This window comes from Enterovirga rhinocerotis (genome assembly GCF_004363955.1).
In the GTDB taxonomy this organism is placed as follows: domain Bacteria; phylum Pseudomonadota; class Alphaproteobacteria; order Rhizobiales; family Beijerinckiaceae; genus Enterovirga; species Enterovirga rhinocerotis.
This window is the reverse complement of the sequence record NZ_SNZR01000011.1, coordinates 1,460,028-1,476,940: the sequence shown is the minus strand read 5'-3', so window position 1 is coordinate 1,476,940 and position 16,913 is coordinate 1,460,028. Positions and strand designations below refer to the sequence as shown.

12 protein-coding genes and 2 pseudogenes are annotated in these 16,913 nt (G+C 65.6%); 5 read left to right on the top strand and 9 right to left on the bottom strand.

Features of this window, described 5'->3' with window-relative positions; genetic code table 11:
• The first annotated feature begins 3 nt into the window (after positions 1-3).
• Positions 4-1,026 carry an SAM-dependent methyltransferase gene (locus EV668_RS07645; protein ID WP_133769181.1) on the top strand — a complete coding sequence of 341 codons (1,023 nt, stop codon included), beginning with the start codon at positions 4-6 and terminating at the stop codon, positions 1,024-1,026.
• A gap of 19 nt (positions 1,027-1,045) precedes the next feature.
• On the opposite strand, the gene EV668_RS07640 is transcribed toward EV668_RS07645, so the two are convergent.
• The 3 genes and pseudogenes from EV668_RS07640 to EV668_RS25565 all read right to left on the bottom strand — a co-directional run.
• Positions 1,046-1,459: a DUF2177 family protein gene (locus EV668_RS07640; RefSeq protein ID WP_133769180.1), complete on the bottom strand. Its 414-nt coding sequence runs from the start codon at positions 1,457-1,459 to the stop codon at positions 1,046-1,048.
• Positions 1,426-1,761: a hypothetical protein gene (locus EV668_RS25735; protein ID WP_425359590.1), complete on the bottom strand. Its 336-nt coding sequence runs from the start codon at positions 1,759-1,761 to the stop codon at positions 1,426-1,428. The genes EV668_RS07640 and EV668_RS25735 overlap by 34 nt, the downstream gene beginning before the upstream one ends.
• Positions 1,762-2,140: 379 nt before the next feature.
• A pseudogene (locus tag EV668_RS25565) lies at positions 2,141-3,067 on the bottom strand (calcium-binding protein); the annotation flags it as partial.
• Positions 3,068-4,181: 1,114 nt separating this feature from the next.
• On the opposite strand from EV668_RS25565, the gene EV668_RS07625 reads away from it, so the two are divergent.
• Positions 4,182-5,222 carry an AI-2E family transporter gene (locus EV668_RS07625; protein WP_133769178.1) on the top strand — a complete coding sequence of 347 codons (1,041 nt, stop codon included), beginning with the start codon at positions 4,182-4,184 and terminating at the stop codon, positions 5,220-5,222.
• A 1,611-nt stretch (positions 5,223-6,833) separates the two neighbouring features.
• Here EV668_RS07625 and EV668_RS25230 read toward each other — a convergent pair.
• Positions 6,834-7,023: pseudogene (locus EV668_RS25230) on the bottom strand (IS3-like element ISMxa1 family transposase); the annotation flags it as partial.
• Positions 7,024-7,237: 214 nt separating this feature from the next.
• Between EV668_RS25230 and EV668_RS07620 the strand changes: the two are divergent.
• Both EV668_RS07620 and EV668_RS07615 read left to right on the top strand, forming a co-directional pair.
• A complete protein-coding gene (locus EV668_RS07620) occupies positions 7,238-8,002 on the top strand; it encodes an SDR family oxidoreductase (RefSeq protein ID WP_133769177.1) in 765 nt (254 codons plus the stop codon).
• Between the two features lie 798 nt (positions 8,003-8,800).
• Complete coding sequence (locus tag EV668_RS07615) at positions 8,801-9,232, top strand: hypothetical protein (RefSeq protein WP_133769176.1); 432 nt, start codon at positions 8,801-8,803, stop codon at positions 9,230-9,232.
• Between the two features lie 18 nt (positions 9,233-9,250).
• Here EV668_RS07615 and EV668_RS07610 read toward each other — a convergent pair whose 3' ends face one another.
• Positions 9,251-10,924, bottom strand: a complete 1,674-nt coding sequence (locus tag EV668_RS07610) for a Na/Pi cotransporter family protein (RefSeq protein WP_280960100.1) — start codon at positions 10,922-10,924, stop codon at positions 9,251-9,253.
• Positions 10,925-11,067: 143 nt separating this feature from the next.
• Between EV668_RS07610 and EV668_RS07605 the strand changes: the two genes are divergently transcribed.
• The gene (locus EV668_RS07605; protein WP_133769175.1) at positions 11,068-11,334 is read left to right on the top strand and encodes a hypothetical protein; all 267 of its coding nucleotides are present in this window, start codon (positions 11,068-11,070) and stop codon (positions 11,332-11,334) included.
• A gap of 1 nt (position 11,335) precedes the next feature.
• Here the strand turns inward: EV668_RS07605 and hflX are convergent, their stop codons facing one another.
• The 4 genes from hflX to EV668_RS07585 form a co-directional block, all read right to left on the bottom strand.
• Complete coding sequence (gene hflX / locus EV668_RS07600) at positions 11,336-12,760, bottom strand: GTPase HflX (protein WP_133769174.1); 1,425 nt, start codon at positions 12,758-12,760, stop codon at positions 11,336-11,338.
• An 82-nt stretch (positions 12,761-12,842) separates the two neighbouring features.
• Entirely contained in the window at positions 12,843-13,091 is a 249-nt protein-coding gene (gene hfq / locus EV668_RS07595) for an RNA chaperone Hfq (RefSeq protein WP_133769173.1), read from the bottom strand.
• 150 nt (positions 13,092-13,241) lie between these two features.
• The gene (gene ntrX, locus EV668_RS07590; RefSeq protein ID WP_133769172.1) at positions 13,242-14,612 is read right to left on the bottom strand and encodes a nitrogen assimilation response regulator NtrX; all 1,371 of its coding nucleotides are present in this window, start codon (positions 14,610-14,612) and stop codon (positions 13,242-13,244) included.
• On the bottom strand, positions 14,609-16,849 hold the full coding sequence (locus EV668_RS07585) for a sensor histidine kinase NtrY-like (RefSeq protein ID WP_133769171.1): 2,241 nt from the start codon (positions 16,847-16,849) through the stop codon (positions 14,609-14,611). Before EV668_RS07585 ends, ntrX begins: the two co-directional genes overlap by 4 nt.
• Positions 16,850-16,913 lie beyond the last annotated feature (64 nt).

The window sequence follows — 16,913 nt, the reverse complement described above, 5'->3', positions numbered from 1 at the left end:
TCCATGACGATCATCAGCAAGCTCTCGGGCTGGGGAGAGGCGCTTCCGGTGCCGGACGCCGTGAGCCGTTACGTGATCGGCGCGCTCGTCGCCCGAACCGACCGCGCGCTCGTGGCGAGCCCCATCGATTCGGCGACCTTCGCGCGAGACATGACGGGCAGGCCGATCGCGCACGACACCGATGCCGCCAACACCCAGCACTACGAGGTGCCAGCGGCGTTCTTCGAGCGGGTCCTCGGCCCGAACCGGAAGTACTCCTGCTGCTACTACGAACGGGCCGATGATGACCTCGCAGCGGCCGAGGAGCGAGCCCTGGCGCTCACTGCCGAACATGCGGGACTTGCCGATGGGCAGCGCATCCTGGAACTCGGCTGCGGCTGGGGCTCGCTCTCCCTCTGGATGGCCAGGCACTACCCCGCGGCCAGGATCGTCAGCGTCTCGAATTCGCGTTCGCAGAAGGCCTTCATTGAGGAGAAGGCGCGACGGGCCGGCCTCGGCAATCTCGACGTCTTGACCGCGGATATGAACGATTTCGAGACATCGGACCGGTTCGAGCGCATCGTCTCCGTCGAGATGTTCGAACACATGGCGAATTGGCGCGCCCTGCTGGAGCGCGCCCGAGGCTGGCTGACGCCGGACGGCCGTCTCTTCCTCCATGTCTTCGCGCATTCCAAGGGCTGCTATCGTTTCGAGGCGGCCGACAAGGATGACTGGATCGCCCAGCACTTCTTCACCGGCGGCCTGATGCCGAGCCAAACCCTAGCCCACGAATTCCCCGACCTCTTCCGGGTCGAGGAGGAATGGCTGTGGAGCGGGGACCATTACCGGCGCACCGCCGAGGATTGGCTGGCCAATTTCGATCGCGGCATCGACGAGATCGAGCCGATCCTCCGCGAGGTCTACGGACAGGCTGCGCCGATCTGGCGGCGGCGCTGGCGCCTGTTCTTCCTGGCGACCAGCGGCCTGTTCGGCCATTCGGGCGGCTCGGCCTGGGCGGTGAAGCACTACCGGCTGCGCCCGGCTTGAACCGTGCCGCGGTCGCCGCTCAGATCCAGCCCCAGGACGCGAGCCGCGTCGCCGCGACATAGGCGAGCCAGCTGCAGATCCCGACAGCGATCGTGCCATAGGCGAGGTCCGCGAGGGTAATCGTCAGCGTCCAGGCGCGGAGCGTCGCGTAGTTGGTGAGGTCGTAAGTCGCGTAGGCGAGGAGCCCGATCAGCGCGCCGTTGACGAGCGCGGACGACGCGTTGCCTTCCCGCACGGCCGGCATCACGGCGAAATAGACGACCGCGAGCGAGAACCCGAAATAGAACAAGGCCGCCGGGGCGAGGCGCGGGGCATCCAACAGGATGTCTCCGAGCGCCGGCCGATAAAGGCGCGAGCCCATCTGGGTGAGCCACACGGCGTCGCACACGCCAAATGCAATCAAAAAGGCGACGTAGCTGGCGACGAAGCGCATAGCGTCCTCCGAACTTGCTCAGAAGATACGTCGCCCCCGCTCCTTCGGTTCAGTCTCGCGAGCAAGAGGGCGATCCGCGCATTCTCGGGCTCCATCCACACCGAAAGTGCATCACACCCCCCTACGCCAGAGTGTTGCGACGACCGCTTGAATCTGCCTTGCGAGCCCTGGTCGGAGCGATGGATGACGTTCCGCGGCTTGCGGGCCGCGAGCGCCATGACGAGGGCGTCCAGCACGACGCGGGCCTTCAGGTCGGCCGAGAAGGCCCAGCCGACGATCCGGCGCGACCATGGGTCCAGCACGAAGGCCAGGAGCAGGAAGCCAGGGAGCCGCGGCTTGGAAGGCCGACAGCCGCTTCCCGCTCAGATGACGATGTCGAAATGCGTCGCGGTGAGGGGGGGTGGTGGTGAGGACGGCGATGAGCTGCGGGGCTTCGTCCCGGCCGGAGCCGTCGGCGTCGTAATAGAGATGCCCCTTGCTTTCGACGTACAGGAACCGATCCGTCGCCGAGGTCGCCCGGCCGGTGGTGCTCAGCACGAACTGCTGGTCCGTGAGCTCGTCGCCCGCGATCAGCCCGCCGCCGAAGAGCGAGGCGCTGATCTCGATCATGTCCTCGGCCGCGACGAAGTCGCGGATCATGTCGCGGTCCGGCGTCGTCGCGGTGAGCACGAAGGTGTCCGCGCCCGCTCCGCCATACAGGCTGTCGATGCCCGCGCCGCCGATCAGCGTGTCGTTGCCGGCCCCGCCGCGGAGCGTGTCGCGGCCGCCCCCGCCGAAGAGGACGTTGTCGTCCCCGTTGCCCTGAAGGACGTTGTCGAGGTTGTTGCCGGTCGCGGTGGTGACGCCGTCGCGCAGGATCAGCCGCTCGACCGAGACGCTATAGGCGAGGACGTAGCCGTCGACGCCCAGCATGGCGGTGTCGTAGCCCTCGCCGGCCTCCTCGACGATCACGTCGCCGAGATCGTCGATGTAGTAGGTGTCGTCGCCCGTACCGCCGATGAGGGTGTCGGCGCCGGCCCGCCCGTCGAGCCTGTCGTTGCCCGCGCCGCCCCATAGGGTGTTGGCGCCGCCATTGCCCTGAAGGACGTTATCCAAGGTATTGCCGGAGCCGCTGAGATCGGCCGTGCCCATCAGGAACAGGTTCTCGACGTTGGCGCCGAGGACATAGTTATCGAGCGTCGTGCGGACCTGGTCGATGCCTTCGCTCGCGAGTTCCACGACGACGTCGCCGACATTGTCGATGACGAAGATGTCGTTGCCGGCGCCGCCTGTCATCGTGTCAGCGCCAAGGCCGCCGTTCAGACGATCGTTGCCAAACCCACCGGTCAGGATGTCGCCGAAGTCTCCCCCCAGAATGTCGACATAGCGATTGTTGTCAGAGAAGTCGAAAGACAGTCCGCCGGATTCGTAGAACACATAACCGTGGTCTGGCAGCGCACCGAGAATATAATTTGCGCCTCCTTGGAAAGCTACGTACCCCCATGGCGCACGGGAAGACACATCTCTTAGGACCCAGAAGTAATCAGCGCTGAGCGGTATTGCGGCAACTACTCCCACATCAGAGGCAGGGTCATAATCACCTCCTGCCGTATACCGTATCGAGCCCATGTCGTTCTGCCTTCCGCCCACGAAGGTGGCCGCCTCACAAGTGCCGACCCATGTCAGCACCGCCGGTTAAAAAGGCCATCGTCCAATGCCGTTGAATTTGATCGATCGGCCTGATTTCGGCGAACCGTACGAAGGACGACTGATGAGCCGTACCCGCGAAACGCCCGCTCCGATCTCTCGGGCAGGCGCCTCTGCGTCTCGATCGTGCGCCCGACCATGTGCCGGGATGGGCGATGAAACTGCCGCCGGTGCTCAAGCCCCTCGGGGCGATCACCCTGGCGATCCGAGCGATATGGGAAGCGATGACAGCAGGAGCAAGGCCGCCGGCCTCGCCAGCTGTCGCCTGCGGAAGGTCGCGATCTCGGCTGCTCAACCCACACCTGGATCGGCCTCCTCGTCAGGCGTCCGCGCCGGTCCAGCGCCATCGCCGGGCGTGTTGACCTCATCCCTCTCCTCTTTCCGGGAAGGCGGATCCTTGCGCCCCGTCACCTCGTCCGAGCCGGGCTTGTCCTGCGACCGCGACGGAGCCGCGTTCGGAGGCGCCGTGTCCTGATTGCCGTAACCTTGCGTTGCCATGCGTGTGACCTCCGGCGAGGCCAACGCCGCGATGCAGCCTCGGTTCGGGCTGGTGATCCCCCGGGCTCGCCAGTTCGCCCGGCGGGATATCAGCATGGACCAGGGGATGGGCGAGCACGGGGGAGGGCTTCACCTTTGGTGTACAGATCTCCGATGGGAGCTTCGATGCGGGCGGGATCGGGTGAGGGCGAGAGCGAGAGCTTGGTAAGGGCTAGGAGGAACTCGTGAACGATCAACTGACGCGAGGACTTGCAGCGCTGGGCGGAGCGGTAGCGATCCTGTTCGCTGCTTCGTTCTACTTTATGCTTACGGCTGGAGCCTTCGCTCTCGGCTTCTATTTTTTGAGGCTCGGAGGTGTGATAGGCCAAGGCTAGGGGCGGACGGATGAGCGATGACGAGCAGCAACAAGGCGGGCCTTGCGCTGCTGGCGATCCTGCCTGCAGGCCGGCTGCCCGATTACCGCCTCGGAGAGATTCCGGAGCCATGATCGAGCTCTTTGGATTCGGGTATGCTACGTCCCTGAAGCCACGAGTTTCCGATGCATGACAGTCGGCTGATAGGCACCGCACAGATCGTCATCGCCATCACCGTGGCGGTCGCCGCGCTGACGGTCGCGAGTTCATTCTTTGCGCCCTTGGCTCTTGCCCTCGTCATCATGGCTGTCGTCTGGCCGATGCAGCGCCGGCTCCAGGCGAGCGTCCCGCGTCTGGTCGCCCTGTTCATCACCCTCGCCGTCATCATCGTCGTAGTTTCGGCCTTCGGCTCTCTCATCGGCTGGGCCCTCGGACGCGTGGGCCGCTGGTTCATCAACGATGCCGCCCGCTTCCAGGTAATCTACGACCAGATCACGACTTGGCTTGAGGGTCATGGAATCGCCGTTTCGGGGATTTGGACCGACAATTTCAGCGTGAGCTGGATCCTGGGCGTGGTGAATTCGGTGACGAACCGCGTTAACACCACCGTATCGTTCTGGCTCGTCGCGATGGTCTATGTGGTCCTCGGCCTCCTCGAGGTCGAGGCCTTCGCCCGCAAGGTCGAACACCTGCGCAACCGCGAAGTCGCGCAGGTTCTGCGCGGAGGCTTATCGGCGACTGCTTGGAAGCTGCGGCGCTACATGCTGGTGCGGACGGCGATGAGCATCATGACCGGTATCTTCGTCTGGGCCTTCGCGCGGATCGCAGGGCTGCCTCTCGCGGAGGAGTGGGGCCTTATTGCCTTCGCGCTCAATTACATCCCCATGATCGGACCGTTGATCGCGACGCTGCTGCCGACTCTCTTCGCTGTCACGCAGTTCGGATCATGGGAGGCGATCGTGCTGACCTTCATCTGCCTGAGCATGATCCAGTTCGTCGTGGGCAGTTACGTGGAGCCGCGCGTCTCGGGGAGCGCGCTTGCCATCTCCCCGATCATCGTCCTCGCTTCGGTGTTCCTGTGGGCCTACCTGTGGGGGATATTCGGAGCCTTTATCGGTGTTCCGATCACGATCGCCGTCGTATCGTTCTGTGCGCAGTGCTCCCCCAGCATGTGGGTTGCTGACCTCGTAAGCGCTGAGCAACAACCAACGGCGCCTGTTCGATGATCGCCACTTCGCGTCCGATTGGCCGCCCGTCAGGGCGTCCACCACGTTGCACACCGCTCCCGAAACTGAGCGATGTCGCGCTTCCTGCTGACGTCCTGAACCCTCGCGTCGAGGTCGAATGCTACGCGACCTTGCGGCGTCACGATCGTGAGCCTGACCGGGTCATCGGCGCGATAAAACTCGGCCGAGAAGCGGAAGAGATCAGCCGCTGTGCTCGGCGACGGTGCATGAGCCGTTGTGACGATGATCAACCTCTCGCCCGTGTTCCGCCATGACAGCAAAGATCCCGATCCGAGCATCAGCATGACTGGCCGCGCTCGGTCGACGTTGACCGACGCCCGGCCGACATCCCAGCGTCTCCACCCGGCTAATCAGACGTCTGCGGATGCCGATAATGGAAGGCGGACTTCGCGCCGCCCTCCCCTTTCGCCCGCGCAAGGCGGTCGGAAATGCGTGGGTGAATGCGTGGGTTATGGGCAGGCGGAAAACCATTATCGACGCGAGATCAAATCGTTAGGTCAATTGTGCGAAAGACACCCCTTCCGCCATGCTCCGGCATCGGCCTGTCCTCGGACCCCTGGATGCCGCAGCAACTATCATTCAGATAGGCCGAGCCGGTCGGAGCTGATCCGCGCATCATGACCGAGTAGCTCAAGGCGAAGGGGACATTAGGGTGAACTCCCGTGAGTACGTCATCGGCCTGCTCTTTTTTGCGGCAATTTCACTTGGGGGCGCCCTATGGACATATTGCTTAGTACGAATAACAGAATCATTAATCGCTGTAAAAATTAGTAGATGGACAATATTTCGCCACATAACTTTTCGAGTTAGCTGGGATCCTGACAAAATAATCGGTGGTATAGATTTGCGTGATCGAGTTCGCATCTTGAGGATGCGTGGGTTTTTTGATCTTGGCTTTGTCGTGCTTTTGTTTTGTATAGGGTTGGCATTTTACAGCGTTACTGGATAGCTTGGCAGACTCGTAAACGTCCAGTTAGTCGTGGCGCCGTGCGCTCGCGGTCACGGGGACACCTCTCGGGATCCGGCCTCCCATTCAATCACACGCCGCGATAAGTCTTTTCCATGAGACGGGACACGTGGCCCGACGGCAGATGCTGTGCGGGCAATCAATTCGCTGTTCGATCTGCCTGCTCATGGTCGTGAACAGGATTAGGAGATTGAGCTGGCTGATGGCGCGCGCATAGCCGAGTTCCTAACGGCCGTCGCTACGCGCCGGCTCGATGTCGAATGCCGCAGAGCGTTGACCCTGCTCATCCTTCATTCTTTCACCTATGCCGATCCATCGGACGTTACAGCCGACCTGGTTGCCTCAGGGCGGTCGATCATCCAAATCGACAGCGATCTCCACGAGAGGATGCTGAGCTACTGGTACGACGGATTTCTCGAGCACGAAGGTTAGGTCCGGTCGATTTTGCGTTGAATCCGGGCTCCTGCCGCCGCGAGTTGGAGCCAGGGAGAGCGGAGTTGGAGTTGACCCCGTTCCGTGGATAGTGACGGGGTTGGGTGTCAGCTCTCAGGCTGTATCGTCATCTCGTAGGCGATCGGAAACAGGTAGCTCTGGGTGGAGTGTCGCTATCCTGGACTGTACTAGCCCTCCATGTAGCTGAAGACAGTCATCCTGACCTCGCGTTGAGAGGCGAAGCGGCGCGGGCGAGGAGTTCGCATTCCAGGGTAGCAAACAAGCGCTTGGACATGGCGTTTCCGTAAGCGTGACCGATCGATCCCATGGAAAGCCGGCTTCACGGCAGCGTCCGACGGCGAAAGAGGTGTATTGGCTGCCATGAGGGCCTGCGTCAGTATCTTCTGGCCGATGCCGGGGACATTTCGCGCAAGATTGGTGAAGCGCAACTCGCCATGCTCACCATCCTAATAAATCGAAGCTGAATATTTATAAATAAATTTCTTTCTGGTGGAATAAATCTTTTGCGTTCCTACTTTCTATCACGCATTCCGTGGATGAGTTAAGGATCGTCACGAATGATGGAGTTTTCTTAATGAAACCCTCCGGCAACACCATCCTCATGACCGGCGGTGGCTCGGGCATCGGCGCCGCGTTGGCGCAGCGTTTCCACGATGAAGGCAATGCCGTGATCGTGGCCGGCCGCCGAAAAGACGCGCTGGATCACGCCTGCGAAGGGCGGGCTAGCATGCATGCGATGACGCTCGACATCGAGAGCGCCGTAGCGATCGACGCATTCGCGCAGGAGATCGTCGCGAAGTTCCCTGCGCTGAATATCGTCGTCAACAATGCCGGCATCATGCGATCGGAGCGGCTGGAGAGCCGTCGCGACCTCGCCGATGCCGAGACGACCATCGCCACCAATCTGCTCGGCCCGATCCGCATGACCAACTCTCTGGTAGACCATCTTGTCGCCCAGCCCGATGCCGCGATCGTCAATGTCAGTTCGGGTCTCGCTTTCGTGCCGATGTTCACCACCCCGACCTACAACGCGACCAAGGCCGCGATCCACTCCTACACGCTGTCGCTGCGCGAGGCGCTGAAGGGCAAGGTCGAGGTCATCGAACTGGCGCCGCCTGGCGTGCAGACCGGTCTCACGCCGGGACAGGAAACCCGCGCCGGCTACCAGCCGCTAGGGGAGTTCATCGACGAGGTGATGGCCCTGTTCAATCAGCAGCCGACGCCCCAGGAGATCGTCGTACCCCGAGCACGTCTCCTGCGCTCCGCCGAAGCCGAGGGGCGCTTTGATGCGGCTTTCGAGGCCCTCAGCGACTTGGCACGCAAAGCACGCGGCGATTGAGCTGGGCCAGGGCGCCCATCGAATGCCGCTGTGGTGTCCATGCACTATCGGACGTTCTATCGCTCGATTCTGGAGGGGGCCGGAGCCATGGTTCCCTGTATCCTCGGCTTCGGCCCGCCAGCACACGCCTTGGGCGACATGCGCCTGTGTGTCCGGCGGGATCGGCTCACTCGGGTCGGATCTGCTCGCATTCGACGAGATTGTTGGGAGTTGTGACGCAGCGGTGCGATGGCGGGTTGGGGGCTGGCTTGGAGACGCATCCCCCCAGCCAGACGAGAGCCAGCGCTACAATCAGAAGCCGGGCGGGGAGCATCTCAGTTCCTCCTCTGCAGCGCTTCGGTCATTGCCGGGGCAGCGGCGGATGACCGCCCTTCATAGCCTCTTCCGCGCTCCCCTAGGATATCGACATGCAGCCATCAGGCGGGATTCATGTGCTGCCCACCGGGCGATAGCGGCGCGACGCAGCCGGCGGAGGCCGGCGTCGAAGCGCGGTGTCAGGCGGGCAGACCCGATCACGAAACGCTCGCTCTGACCTTTCGGCGGGTGCCATGCCTCGCGCGCGCGCCCGCCTCGGAACTCCGTACGCCGGTTCGATGCCGTGTCCTGTCGTCTGACACGCGCATGGACGTTCGGAAGAGTATGCGTGGGACCCGCCGCGACGGAGTGGCACGGGCGGGGGAGAGCTACTAAACCCTCGATCCGGATCTCGCGCAGCGCCGCGGATCATCCGTCGAAGGTGCGGGTGTAAGCTTGACGCGCCGGCCGCCGGACGAAAGATGAGCCGGTGAGGAGTGTCCGATGAAACTGGTTCGCCGTGCCGCCCTGGTCGCGCTCGGGCTTTCGATCGCCGGCGGTGCCACCGCGCAGGTCCAGCGCGAGGTGGGGCCGGGCCATCTGCCGCCCATCGCCCGCGACTACAAGAGCCAGATCGTCTCCTGGTCGCGCGCCTTCTTCGCGGATCCCGCCGCCGTGCGAGGGACGCTGCTGTCCGACCCCGTCCTCATACGGGACGATACGGGCCGGCTCCTGTGGCTCGTCTGCCTCCAGGCCGACAACACCTATCCCTATGCGCGCCAGCCGCAGCCGGATCGGCACGCCTTCGGCTTCGCGCCGAACTATTTCTCGGCCCCGAACGAGCGCCGCTTCTCGACGCTGACGCGCGAGGATTGCGACGCGCGCAGGCTCACCTGGCGCCCGTTCCGGACGACATCGCACGCCCGGCTGCGCTGACGCCGCCGCGTCACGCGGTCAATCGTCGTGCCGGTCGCGGCGCGGGTCGGACCGCCGGAGGCGCGAGGCGAGGAGTTCGCCCTGGCTCTGGAGAACGGGATAGGCCGCTCCGGCCACGAGGTGGTCGTTGACCCGCTTCAGATCCCGCAGGATGTCGAGATCGGCCGGATCGGCCTTCGTCGCGCCGGGCCGGCGGGCACGCATCGCCTCGAAATGCTCCTCGACCGCATCCGCTTCGAGGTCCCGGAAGATCGATTTCTCGTCGGCGAGCTGGCGCGCGGCCCGAACGTCCTCCGTGACGAAGACGGAGGTCGCAGCCCGTAGGTTCGCCTCGAGGCGCGCGAGCATGTCGAGCGCGCGGTCGCGGCTTTCGGCCATCGGTGCGACGCCGTGTTTCAACCTCTTGCCGGCGAGGGCGACGACGTTCTTGTCGAGGATGTCGCCGGCATGTTCGAGATTGGTCGAGAAGGCGAGGATCGCCGCGGCGCGGCGGTGATCGGCGGCGCTCATGTCGTCGGCATCGAGACCCGTCACATAGGTGGCGATGGCATCGTCGAGGCTGTCGAGCACGTCGTCCGTGCGGCGAATCTCGGCGATGCGGCCGCGATCGGCGCTCTCGAGGGATTCGCTCGCCCCCTTCAGCATCGTCTCCAGCACGTCCGCCATCCGCAAAGCCTCGCGCGCGGCGAAGCCGAGCGCGATCGCCGGCGTCCGCAGCGCGCCCTGGTCGAGATAGATGGGCTGGCCGGGATCGACGGCGTCGATCCGGGTCGGCAGGAGCCGGCGCAGCATCGCCGCCAGAGGGTCGAGCAGCGGCAGGAAGAGGAGGGCCAGACACAGGTTGAAGATCGTGTGGAAGTCGGCCACCGCCCGCGAGGCGTTCGGCTGCCAGGCGACCAGGAGCGGCCCCACGATGCCGAGGAGCGGCAGGAAGATCAGGCATCCGACGACGCGGTTGAGGAGATTGCCCACCGAGACCCGCCGGCCAGCCGCATCGCCTCCCGCTCCGCTTTCCAGGAGAGGATTGATCGCGCTGCCGAGATTGGCGCCGATCACCATGGCCATCGCCGCTTCGAGCGGCAGGACGCCCCGTTCGGCCAGCGACATCACCAGCAGCACCACCGCGACGCTCGAATGGGCGAGCCACGTCACCAAAGCCGCGGCGAACATGGCGACGGCGCGATCCGTCGCGATGAGCCCGAGCAACGTGCGGAGGGAAGGGCTGTCCTCGTAGGGCTGGAGCAGGTCCAGCATCCGGGACAGGGCGAAGAGCATCAGGCCGAGCCCGATCGCGACGCGGCCGAAATCGCGCGTCCGCGCCGACGTACCCTTCCGGAACATCACCACGCCGAAGAGGACGAGGATCGGCGCGACGTGTGAGATGTCGAACGAGAGGGCCTGGACGATGAGCGTCGTGCCGACATTGGCGCCGAGCATCACCGCGAGGGCGGGAACGACGGAGACCGCCCCGCTCGCCGCGAAGGACGCGGCCATCAGGCCCGTCGCGGTCGAGGATTGCAGGATGGCGGTGACGCCGAGCCCTACGAGCGCCGCCCGCAAGCGGTTCCCCAGCGCGGCTTCCAGCGACCGGCGGAGCTGCGCGCCAAAGGCGCGCTGGACGCCGCTCTGCACCATGTGCAGCCCCCACAGCAGGAGCGCGGCGCAGCCGGCGAGGTCGAGGAGGGTGAGGATCGTGGTCGTTCTCCGGCAGAGCCGTTCGCCCAGCGCCGCCCGTCCCGCTTCGGGGCGATGCGATCCGGGCCCGTGTTAGGCAAACGATAACGTCGAGATGTCCTTAATGCCACCACTCCGATTCGAGCGAAGGTCTGCGTCCGATGTCGCGTTATAACTGGGCCGCGCCTGCAAAGCTCTTCTTCTGGCCGGCCGATGACGGTTCGGAGGAAGAAGTCGTGTACCCGACGCTCGACGACGCCATCCGGGCCGCCGGAGACGGCGACGGCGAGCATGCCTGGATCATCACCCAGGACGGCGACATCCTCAATCCGCGCATGATCGAGACGCTGCGCGAGGAGCTGGCCAGCCGCCGTCGCGGCAAGAAGGCCCGCGGCTTCTCGCTGTTCCCGTGGGCGCGGGCCGCCTGAATCAGGCGACCTTCCGGGCCTGCGGGAAGCGGCTCGCCAGTCGCGGCTCCTTTTCCGGCGCGATCCGGACGAGAAGGCTGATCGTGCCGCCCTCCCCGTCGTGCCGCCGGATCACCTCGGCCTCCTCGTAGAGCCAGTTGAGGGCCGCGCCCTCCGTGGTGTCGAGCGCGATGTCGAAGGTCGGCCGGCCGCGCGCCACGGCCCGTTCGATCCCCGCCAGGAGTTCCGCGATCCCCTCCCCGCTCAGGGCGGAGACGAGGCTTGGGCGCCGCTCGGCCGGCATGCGCGCGATCGTCCCGCCCAGCCGCTCGCGTTCCTCCGGCGACAGGAGGTCCGCCTTGTTCCAAACCTCGATCAGCCGGGACCGGTCGTTGGTGTCGATGCCGAGCTGGCCGAGCACGTTCTCGACATCGGCCGCCTCGGCCTCGCTCTCGACGCCCGAGATGTCGCGGACATGCAGCAGGACGTCCGCCTCGACGACGTCTTCCAGCGTCGCCCGGAAAGCCGCCACCAGCATGGTCGGAAGCTCGGACACGAAGCCGACGGTGTCCGACAGGATCGCCGTCGCCCCGTGCGGCAGCTTGATCGCGCGGGCGGTCGGATCGAGCGTCGCGAAGAGGAGGTCCTCGGCGAAGACCTCGGCCTGGGTCAGGCGGTTGAAGAGGGTCGACTTGCCGGCATTGGTGTAGCCCACCAGCGCGACGATCGGGTACGGCACGCGGCGCCGGCTCGCGCGGTGGAGCGTGCGCGTCTGCCGCACACCCTCGAGATCGCGCTCGATGCGTCGCATGCGGTCCTGGATCTGGCGGCGGTCGGCCTCGATCTGCGTCTCGCCGGGGCCGCCGAGGAAGCCGAAGCCGCCGCGCTGGCGTTCGAGATGGGTCCAGGAACGGACGAGGCGGCTCTTCTGATAGGCGAGATGCGCGAGTTCGACCTGGAGCGTGCCCTCCTTGGTCCGGGCGCGCCGCCCGAAGATTTCGAGGATCAGGCCCGTCCGGTCGATGACCTTGGCGCCCCAGGCCTTCTCGAGGTTGCGCTGCTGCCCCGGGGAGAGCGCACAATCCATCACGACGAGCTCGATCTCCTCGGCCGCGACGATGCCCGCGATCTCGTCGACCTTCCCGCTGCCGAGATAGGTCGCCGGACGCGGCGTCGTGATCGGGATGATGCTCTGCGACACGACCTCGAGCTCGATGGCGAGCGCGAGCCCATAGGCTTCTTCGAGCCGGGATTCGGGGGGACGCTGCGGCGCAAGGGGGGCGGCAGCCCCTGCCCTCTCCCCGGCGCCGGAGGAATTTCGCGTCCGGACGACATAGGGGCCGAGGACGAGCGTGCGGGTATGGGCCGCGACCTCCCGCTCCGGCGGATCGCGCTGGAGGGCGTTTTTTCCGGCCCGCCCTTCCCCCGGAGCGCGGGGCGCCGTCACGAGACCGGCCCCGACGAAGCCCGGGCCGCAGAGGCAGCGGCTCTCGGACTTGTCCGAGAGCCGGCGGCAGTCAGCCGGATATTCAGGCCTTGTCGAGCTCTTCGGGCTCGAAGAGCTGAACGGGATGACCAGGCATGACCGTGGAGATCGCGTGCTTGTAGACGAGCTGCGAATGTCCGTCGCGGCGGAGCAGCACGCAGAAGCTGTCGAACCAGGTGACGATCCCTTGGAGTTTGACGCCGTTCACCAGGAAGATGGTGAGCGGAACCTTGTTCTTCCTGACATGGTTCAGAAAGGTATCTTGTAGGTTTTGGCCGCGTTCGCTCGGCATGAGTTTGTCCTGTCGGCCCAGTCCGCCGGTCCCGATCGGGCCGTTTGTTGTCGTTGATCGGACCCGCGAAGAGTCCTTTGACCGGCCATGCCATTACAGGCCGGTCCTTGCTGCAACGCAAGAGATTTCCGTCGGAAGGCGCTGGAATCGTCAACCCCCGATACCCAAAAGCTTCAGCTTCCGGTGAAGCGCCGAGCGCTCCATCCCGATGAATTCGGCCGTGCGGGAGATGTTGTTCGAGAACCGCGCGATCTGGGCGACGAGATACTCGCGCTCGAAAATCTCGCGCGCCTCGCGCAGGGGGAGGCTCATCAGGCGCTCCCCGCCGGCGCCGTTCGGCGTCGAGGGGACGAGCGCACCGATCTCCGAGGGCAGCATCTCCGCCGTGATCTCCTGGTCGGGATCGCCCGCCGTCAGGATCATGAGGCGCTCGACGTTGTTGCGGAGCTGACGGACGTTGAAGGGCCAGTCATGCGATTGCAGGACGGCCATCGCCTCGTCGCTGATGCGGCGCTTCGCGAGCCCGGTCGAGGCCGAGATCTGATCCTGGAAGAACTCGATCAGCTCCGGCACGTCCTCGCGCCGCTCCGAGAGGGCCGGCACCCGGATCGGGATGACGCTCAAGCGATGGAAGAGATCCTCCCGCATCCGGCCCGCCGCGATCTCCGTCGGCAGGTCACGGCTCGACGAGGAGATGATGCGGACGTCGACATGGACCCGGGTCGAGCCGCCGACGCGCTGGAAGTTCTGATCGACGAGCACCCGCAGGATGCGGCCCTGCACCTCGCGCGGCATGTCCGCGATCTCGTCGAGATAGAGCGTGCCGCCATGGGCTTCCTCGAGAGCGCCGATCCGGCGTCCGCCGTCGCCGTTCGCCTCGATGCCGAAGAGTTCGGCCTCCATGTTGTCGGGCGTGATCGTCGCCGCGTTCAGGACCACGAAGGGTCCGGATGCGCGCGAGGACATCGAATGGAGCGTGCGCGCGACGAGCTCCTTCCCGGCGCCCGGTGCACCGGCGACGAGGATGCGCGCATTGGTCGGCGCCGCGCGCTCGATCGCCTGCCGCAGGTGGTTGATCACGGGCGAATGCCCCGCGATCCGGCTGGCCTGCGTCGAGCGGGATTTCAGGTCCTTGACCTCGCGCTTCAGCCGCCAGGCCTCGAGCGCACGCTCGGCGACCAGCACCAGGCGATCGGCCTTGAACGGCTTCTCGATGAAGTCGTAGGCTCCGGCCCGGATCGCCGAGACGGCCGTCTCGATATTGCCGTGCCCCGAGATCATCACGACCGGCAGGTCGGGATGGTCCTTCATCACGAGCTCCAGCACCTGGAGCCCGTCGAGGCGGCTTCCCTGAAGCCAGATGTCCAGGAAGACCATGTGAGGCCGCCGGGCCTCGATGGATGCGAGGGCCTCGTCCGACGAGGCCGCAGTCCGCGTCCCGTGGCCCTCGTCTTCCAGGATACCGGCGACGAGTTCGCGAATATCGGCCTCGTCGTCGACGATGAGGATATCGGTGCTCATGCCGTGGCGCGCTCCCGCTCGTCTGTCGCAGGCGGCACGGAGGCCGCCGCACCTGCTGTGTGAAGGGGGAAGTGCAGGCGGACCAGGCCGCCGCGACCCGCCGGGTTGTCGAGCAACTCGATCCCGCCCCCGTGCTCTTCCAGAATCTTGCCGACGATCGCGAGGCCGAGGCCCGTGCCCCCGTCGCGCGTCGTCATATAGGGCTCCAGCAACCGCTGCCGGCCCTCGGCCGGGAAGCCCTTGCCGTTATCGGCGATGTCGACGACGACCTCGCCGTCGGCATGGCGCACCGACACCTCGACGAGCCCGTCACCACGGCCGATCTCGGGCACCGCGGTGATCGCCTCCGTCGCGTTCTTGACGATGTTCTGCACCGCCTGCGCCAGCAGCCTGCGGTCGAAATTCGCGACCAGGGGCGTGTCGGGCAGCGTGTCGCGGAACACGATGTCCGGGTGGGCCGTCCGCATCATGAAGATGATCTGCCGCACCGTGTCGCTGACATCCTCCGGCGCCATGGCGGGCTTCGGCATGCGGGCGAAGGACGAGAACTCGTCGACCATGCGCTTGATGTCGTCGACCTGGCGGATGATCGTGTTGGTGCACTGATCGAAGATGTCCCGATCATGGGTGATGTTCTTGCCGTATTTGCGGCGGATGCGCTCGGCGGACAACTGGATCGGGGTCAGGGGGTTCTTGATCTCGTGCGCGATCCGGCGCGCGACATCGGCCCAGGCCGAGGTCCGTTGAGCTGTCACGAGATCGGTGATGTCGTCCAGCGTGACGATGAACCCCTTGTCCTCGCCGCGAGCCTGCTCGCTCGTGACGCGCACGTCCAGCGTGCGGTCGCGGTTGCGGCGCGAGATCGGGATCTGTTCCTGGATCAGCCGCAGCCGGCCAGCCTTCGCCTCCTCCAGGAGCTGGGAGATCTCCGGGAGGATCTGGGTGATGGGCTGGCCCAGAAGGTCGTTCCGGCCGGCCTCGAGCAATGCCTCGGCGGAGGGGTTCACGATGGTGACGAGCCCGTGCGAATCGATGCCGATAACCCCGGCGGAGACACCGGATAGAACCGCTTCCATGAACCTGCGCCGACGGTCGATCAGGTCGCTCGCGGCCGTGAGGCCATCGTGCTGGCGACGCAGTTCCGCGGTCATCTTGTTGAACGTCTCGCCCAGATGGGCGAGATCGCCCTCGGCCCTCCGAACGGGGACCTGCACGTAGAAGTTCCCGGTGGCGACCTGATCTGTCGCATGGATCAGGCGCCGGATCGGCGAAACGAGCCGGTTCGCGAAGCTGAGACCGAACCAGATCGCCGATAGCAGCACGATCAGCGCGATCAGCGCGAACATCGAGGCGAAGGCGATCTGGATGCCGACGCGCTTCCTGTCGAGGTCGGTGTAATAGGCGATGCCGGCCGCGGCGATGGCCGGGAACTCGATCGCGCGCGGATCGACCGGCCGGGCCACGTAGAGGATGCGGCCGTCATGGGCCGGCAGCTTGAGCACGGTCCGGAAGATGTTGCCGGCGGCCGGGACGAGGCAGATCGCCTCCGTGTCGCTCGCGTCCTTCAGATCGCTCGCCGTCGGCCCCTTGAGCCCTTCGATCGGCTTGAGCTCGACCGTCTCGACCGCGCGCCCGTCCGGCTCGACGAGCATCGAGAGCGGGAAGCCGAGCGATGCGGCGCGCGACGACATGAACTCGCGGAAGACCTTCCGGTCCGCGTCGAAGAGCACTTTGGCCCGGTTGATGTCGGAGGCCATGAGCTGCGTGTCGCGCGCGAGCGTCCGGCATTGGGTGTCGCGATACGCCTCGGCGATTTCCACCGTGTTCTGCATGAGCGCGCGCAGCGAGCCGGCGAACCAGGGGTCGAGACCCCGATTCAGCGTGAGGCTGGCGACGACCGCGACGAGAATCGCCGGCAGCGCCGCAACCAGGCTGAAGAGCCCGATCACGCGGACGTGCAGGCCCGCACCGGCCACGCCCGCGAGTCGCGAGCGGACGATGTCCCAGGCTTCCCAGACCACGATCCCCGCCAGGATCAGGACCAGGACCATGTTGATGAACAGCACCCAGACGACGACGTCGTGGGTCGGCAGGATCGGCGTCAGGCCGGCGAGCACGAGGAACGTGACCAGCGCCGAGCAGAGCGAGAATCCCACCGCGAGCGCACCGAGCCAGCCGGGGCCGCGTGGGCCCACGCGCCTCAGATCAGCCCCTGCGGCCTGTGCCTTCTCGCTCAATCGTGTCCTCGGACGATCGCCGGCATCAGGAGTGATGCATTGCGGCAACACCCCGGCAATAAGC